Below are 5,627 nucleotides of genomic sequence, written 5' to 3'. Positions count from 1 at the left end.
CCCTCCTGTGTGTGATCAGCTGGCGCGCCGGCGCCTCAGCAGGAGCAGGGCTGCCCCCGAGAGCACCAGGATGCCCGCGGCGAGCACGCCCGGCATCGGGGACGAGCCGGTCGCGGCCAGCGCCGCACCACCGGTGGGCCCCGCAGCGAGGACCTCGGAGTAGAACGAGGCGGACGGGGTCGGGGTCGACGCGACGATGCCGACGGTGGGAGTCGGTGTCGCCGACGGCGCGTCGTCCACCTCGGTGACCGGGGGCGCCGGAGGAGCCGGAGGCGTCGACGGTGCGGGCGGCGTGACCGGCGTGGCGGGCGACGGCGGCGGCGGGGTCTCGCTGACGCTCGGCGTCGGGCTCGGGGACACCGTCGGCTCGGGCGACGGCGAGGTGGTCGGCGTCGGACCGCACGCCGGGACCGTCACCATGGCGGACAGCTCGAAGTGCTTGGCGTCGAAGAGCGCACCCTTCGGGTTCTCCTTGCTCCGCCAGCCGATGTAGTCCGTCGGGTAGTGGGGCGCCTTGTTGCCGGTGAAGACCGTCGCGTCGCCGTACGCCTTGTCCTCCTGGACCGCCCAGCCCGGACCGCAGACCGTGACGTCGGCAGGCATTGCGGCACCGATCTCCTCGAGCGTGAGATCGCGCCAGTACCCGCCCGACCACGTGGTGACCAGGTACTGCTGGGTCGAGTTCTCCCACGACACCGGCTTGGTGACGTCCTTCTTGAGGTAGACGTAGGCGCCGGTGGTCTCCGGCTCGCTCGTCTGCTGCTTCGTCAGCTGCGTCTGCGGTTGCTGCCACTGCCTGCCCCGGTGGCTGTCGTTGCCGTGCGCCTGCGCAGCACCCGCACCGGTGAGGAGCAGGGCGGAGGCGACGGCCGCGGCGCCGACGAGGCGGCGGACGGAGATCGGGGAAGGACGAACGCTGCGCTGCATGAGCCACCCATCACGTCGAGTGCAGGCGCGCGCTGACCACGTGCCTGCCGGAGTCGGGCCTCCCACCCCTTCACCGCACCGGTCACGCCGCGCGGGCCCCAGGGACGCCCGTGGCGGATCGTTCACCGCCGGGCAGGACCGTATCGGACAAACCGGTCATCGCGTGCGCGTTTGGCCAGATCACAGACAAATTGTGGACAACTGGACACAAGTTCACCTGGATGGACGTACTCGGGAGTAACTCCGGGGTCAGGCGAGCGGTGCGATGGAGACGCCGAGCGCGGCCAGCTTCTCCGCACCGCCGTCGGGCGCGGTCAGCACCCAGATGCCGTCGTCCAGCACGGCGACGGTGTGCTCCCAGTGGGACGCGCGCGAGCCGTCGCCCGTGACGACGGTCCAGTCGTCGTCGAGGACCTGGGTGAACCGCTGTCCGCGCACCACCATCGGCTCGACCGCGACGCACAGCCCCGGGCGCACGCGCGGACCACGGTCCCGACTACGGAAGTTCGGCACGTCCGGCGGCTGGTGCATCGCCGTACCGATGCCGTGACCCACGTACTCCTCGACCAGGCCGTACCGCTGCCCGCCGTTGAGCCCGGCTGCCTCGGCGGCGTCGACGACGTCCTCGACCGCCTCCCCCACCGCGCCCAGCCGCTCGGCGCCGGCCAGAGCGGCGATGCCCGCCCACATGGCGCGCTCCGTCGTCTCCGCCAGGGCGACGTCCTCGGGCGCGGCGCCGTCGAGGACCACGGTGATCGCGGAGTCGCCGTGCCAGCCCTCGACGATCGCGCCGCAGTCGACCGACACCACGTCCCCGGGCTCGAGCACCCGGGAGCCCGGGATGCCGTGCACGACCTCGTCGTTCACCGAGACACAGAGGGACGCCGGATAGCCGAGGTAGCCGAGGAACGACGGCGTCGCGTGCCGGTCACCGATGATCTCCGCAGCGACGGCGTCCAGCTCACCCGTCGTGACCCCGGCCACCGCCCGCTCCCGCACAGCGGCCAGCGCCTCGGCGACCACCAGCCCGGCACGCCGCATGAGCAGCACCTGCTCGGGTGTCTTGTACTCGATCCGCTCGCGACCGAACATGGTCAGCCGGCGCTCGGCGCGCCGATCGCCGCGACGAGCCGCTCGGTGACCGCGTCGACGTCGCCGATCCCGTCCACCTGCGCGAGCAGTCCGCGGTCGGCGTACACGTGCGCGATGGGCGCGGTCTCCTGGGCGTAGACGTCGAGCCGGTGGCGGACGACGTCCTCGGTGTCGTCCTCACGGCCCTCGATCTCGGCACGCTTGAGCAGCCGCGCCACGACGACGTCCGGGTCGGCGGTGATCTCGATCGCGAGGTCGAGGCTCAGCCCCGCGTCCGCGAGGATCGCGTCGAGCTCCCCCACCTGGGCGACGTTGCGCGGGTACCCGTCGAGCAGGAACCCGTCAGCCGCGTCGTCCTGGGCGAGCCGGTCGCGCACCATCTCGTTGGTCACCGAGTCCGGGACCAGCGCGCCGCGCGACGTGTACTCCTGCACCGTCTTGCCGAGCGGCGTGCCGCCCTTGATGTTGGCGCGGAAGATGTCGCCGGTCGAGATGGCCGGGATGCCCAGCCGCTCGGCGATCCGCACAGCCTGGGTCCCCTTGCCCGCTCCCGGAGGACCGAGCAGGACGAGACGCGTGCTCAACGCAAGAACCCTTCGTAGTGCCGCTGCTGCAGCTGGGACTCGATCTGCTTCACGGTCTCCAGGCCGACGCCGACGACGATGAGGATCGACGCCCCGCCGAACGGGATGTTGGTGCCGACGCCCATCACGATGAACGCGATGGTCGGGATCAGCGCGACGATCGCCAGGTAGACGGACCCGGGCGCGGTGATCCGCGAGATCACGTAGTCCAGGTACTCGGCGGTCGGCCGGCCGGCACGGATGCCGGGGATGAAGCCGCCGTACTTCTTCATGTTGTCCGCGACCTCGTCCGGGTTGAACGTGATCGCCGTGTAGAAGTAGCAGAAGAAGATGATCAGGACGACGTAGATCGCCAGGTGCAGCGGCGCGCTGGGCGAGGCCAGGTAGCGCTGGATCCACTGGACCCACCCGGCGGTCGGGTCACCGAACTGCGCGAGCAGCCCGGGGACGGCGAGCAGCGACGACGCGAAGATCACCGGGATGACGCCGGCCATGTTGATCTTGATCGGGATGTAGGTGCTCGAGCCGCCGTACATGCGACGGCCGACCATGCGCTTGGCGTACTGCACCGGCACGCGTCGCTGCGACTGCTCGACGAACACCACCAGCGCGATGACCAGCACGACGATCGCCAGGACCACGATGAACTTCGAGATGCCGTTGTCGCCACCGGCGATCGACCACATGGCGCCGGGGAAGCTGGCCGCGATCGACGTGAAGATGAGCAGCGACATGCCGTTGCCGACACCGCGCTCGGTGATGAGCTCACCCAGCCACATGATCAGGCCGGTACCGGCGGTCATGGTGATCACCATGATGAGGAGCGTGACCCAGTTGTCGTCCGGGATGACGTCGACGGTGCACCCRCTGAACAGCTGACCGCTGCGCGCGACGGTGATGATCGTCGTCGACTGCAGGATCGCCAGGCCGATCGTCAGGTACCGCGTGTACTGCGTGAGCTTCGCGGTGCCGGACTGGCCCTCCTTGTGGAGCTCCTCGAAACGAGGGATGACCACCCGGAGCAGCTGGATGATGATGCTCGCGGTGATGTACGGCATGATCCCGAGCGCGAACACCGACAGCTGCAGCAGAGCACCGCCGCTGAACAGGTTCACCAGCCCGAGCAGGTCGTTGCCCTGGGACTGCTCGATACACGTCTGCACGTTCGGGTAGGAGACTCCCGGTGTCGGCAGGAACGAGCCGGCACGGAAGATCACCATGATCCCGATGGTGAAGAGCAGCTTGCGCCGCAGGTCGGGCGTCCGGAACGCCCGCACGAATGCGCTGAGCACCTGTCCTCCTGGGCCGCCGGAGCGGCATCACGTACGACCGGTCCGTTCCGGCCGTGCAGCCCGCGACGAGTCGCGAGCACCGGGGCACCCTAACTGATGCCCGCCGACATACGGAACGGGACCGGCGGGTAACTACGCACCCACCGGTCCCGTCCCTTCGATCAGTCCTGCGCGACGCTTCCGCCGGCCGCCACGATCGCGTCCTTCGCGGTCGCCGAGTAGGCGTCGACCGCGACAGAGACCTTGACCGTGAGCTCGCCGGTGCCGAGCACCTTGACGGGCTGGCCCTTGCGGACCGCGCCCTTCGCCACGAGGTCGGCGACCGTCACGTCGCCACCGTTCGGGTACAGCGCCGACAGCTTGTCCAGGTTGACCACCTGGTACTCGACGCGGAACGGGTTCTTGAAGCCGCGCAGCTTCGGGAGGCGCATGTGCAGAGGCATCTGCCCGCCCTCGAAGCGCGTCGGCACCTGGTAGCGGGCCTTGGTGCCCTTGGTGCCACGACCGGCCGTCTTGCCCTTGGACGCCTCGCCACGACCCACGCGGGTCTTGGCGGTCTTGGCGCCCGGAGCCGGACGGAGGTGGTGCACCTTGAGCGTCCCACCGTTGCCGGGCTGCGCAGCGGCCTCGGCCGCCTTCGCCGCAGCAGCGGAGACCGTCTTCTTGGGCGCAGCAGCCTTGGGCGCGGCCTTGGGGGCCTTCGCCTTCGGTGCAGCCTCGGTCGTCGCCTCGGCCTTGTCGGCCTTGGCCGGCTTGTCCGCAGCAGCGGACTTCGCCTTGGTCGCCTTCGGAGCGGACTCCGTGTCGGCGGCCTTCTTCGCGGGGGCCTTCTTGGCGGCGGCCTTCTTGGGGGCCGTCACCTCGTCGGTGCCCTTCTCGTTCTCGTCAGCCATGGTCACTCCACCTCTTCGACCGCGACAAGGTGCGTCACCGTCTTGACCATGCCGCGGATCTCAGGACGGTCCTCCTTGACGACGACGTCGCCGATCCGCTTGAGGCCGAGGGTGCGCAGGGTGTCGCGCTGGTTCTGCTTACCGCCGATGCCAGAGCGCGTCTGGGTCACCTTGAGTCGAGCCATCACGCACCTGCCTTCGAGCCCGCCGCTGCGGCCAGGCCGGCAGCCTGGGCACGGAGGAGGGCAGCCGGGACCACGTGCTCGACCGGGAGCCCGCGGCGCGCGGCCACGGCCTCGGGACGCTCGAGACCCTTGAGGGCCGCGACCGTGGCGTGCACGATGTTGATCGCGTTGGACGAGCCGAGCGACTTGCTCAGCACGTCGTGGATGCCGGCGCACTCGAGCACGGCGCGCACCGGACCACCGGCGATGACGCCGGTACCCGGGGACGCCGGACGCAGGAAGACGACACCGGCAGCGGCCTCACCCTGGATGGGGTGCGGGATCGTGCCCTGGATGCGCGGGACCTTGAAGAAGTTCTTCTTGGCCTCCTCGACGCCCTTGGCGATCGCCGCGGGCACCTCCTTGGCCTTCCCGTAGCCGACACCCACGGTGCCGTCGCCGTCGCCGACCACGACGAGCGCGGTGAAGCTGAAGCGGCGGCCACCCTTGACGACCTTGGCCACGCGGTTGATCGTCACGACGCGCTCGAGGAACGCGCTCTTCTCTGCGGCGTCGCGTCCGCGMCCGCCGCCGCCGTCACGGCCGCGGCCGCCGTCGCGGCGGTCACCGCCGCCGGTGCCGGTGCCACCCGCGGGCGCCCCGGTGTTGCTGCGC

7 protein-coding genes are annotated in these 5,627 nt (G+C 70.4%); all 7 read right to left on the bottom strand.

Going from position 1 to position 5,627, the window contains the following annotated elements; genetic code table 11:
* Positions 1-15 precede the first annotated feature (15 nt).
* Positions 16-927 (bottom strand): LPXTG cell wall anchor domain-containing protein, encoded by a 912-nt coding sequence (locus tag AC1DUQ_RS16460; protein ID WP_477061370.1) that lies wholly within the window; start codon positions 925-927, stop codon positions 16-18.
* Between the two features lie 249 nt (positions 928-1,176).
* Complete coding sequence (gene map, locus AC1DUQ_RS16455; protein WP_477061369.1) at positions 1,177-2,019, bottom strand: type I methionyl aminopeptidase; 843 nt, start codon at positions 2,017-2,019, stop codon at positions 1,177-1,179.
* Positions 2,020-2,021: 2 nt separating this feature from the next.
* Complete coding sequence (locus AC1DUQ_RS16450; protein WP_056088947.1) at positions 2,022-2,603, bottom strand: adenylate kinase; 582 nt, start codon at positions 2,601-2,603, stop codon at positions 2,022-2,024.
* A complete protein-coding gene (gene secY / locus AC1DUQ_RS16445; protein WP_477061368.1) occupies positions 2,600-3,895 on the bottom strand; it encodes a preprotein translocase subunit SecY in 1,296 nt (431 codons plus the stop codon). The genes AC1DUQ_RS16450 and secY overlap by 4 nt, the downstream gene beginning before the upstream one ends.
* 161 nt (positions 3,896-4,056) lie before the next feature.
* Positions 4,057-4,788, bottom strand: coding sequence for a 50S ribosomal protein L15 (gene rplO, locus AC1DUQ_RS16440; protein ID WP_477061367.1), 732 nt, complete (start codon positions 4,786-4,788; stop codon positions 4,057-4,059).
* 2 nt (positions 4,789-4,790) lie between these two features.
* Entirely contained in the window at positions 4,791-4,973 is a 183-nt protein-coding gene (gene rpmD, locus AC1DUQ_RS16435; protein WP_028045050.1) for a 50S ribosomal protein L30, read from the bottom strand.
* Positions 4,973-5,627: 30S ribosomal protein S5 (gene rpsE / locus AC1DUQ_RS16430; RefSeq protein ID WP_477074154.1), on the bottom strand; the 655-nt coding region annotated here is incomplete at its 5' end. The genes rpsE and rpmD, both read right to left, overlap by 1 nt.

Source organism: Cellulomonas sp. P4_B5_2 (assembly GCF_056402235.1).
The sequence above is the reverse complement of the archived record's forward strand: the minus strand, read 5'-3'. Positions and strand labels throughout refer to the sequence as shown.

Coding starts and splice junctions, on each gene's coding strand:
- AC1DUQ_RS16460 (WP_477061370.1), bottom strand. CDS start 927: ATGCAGCGCAGCGTTCGTCCTTCCCCGATCTCCGTCCGCCGCCTCGTC.
- map (WP_477061369.1), bottom strand. CDS start 2,019: ATGTTCGGTCGCGAGCGGATCGAGTACAAGACACCCGAGCAGGTGCTG.
- rplO (WP_477061367.1), bottom strand. CDS start 4,788: ATGGCTGACGAGAACGAGAAGGGCACCGACGAGGTGACGGCCCCCAAG.
- rpmD (WP_028045050.1), bottom strand. CDS start 4,973: ATGGCTCGACTCAAGGTGACCCAGACGCGCTCTGGCATCGGCGGTAAG.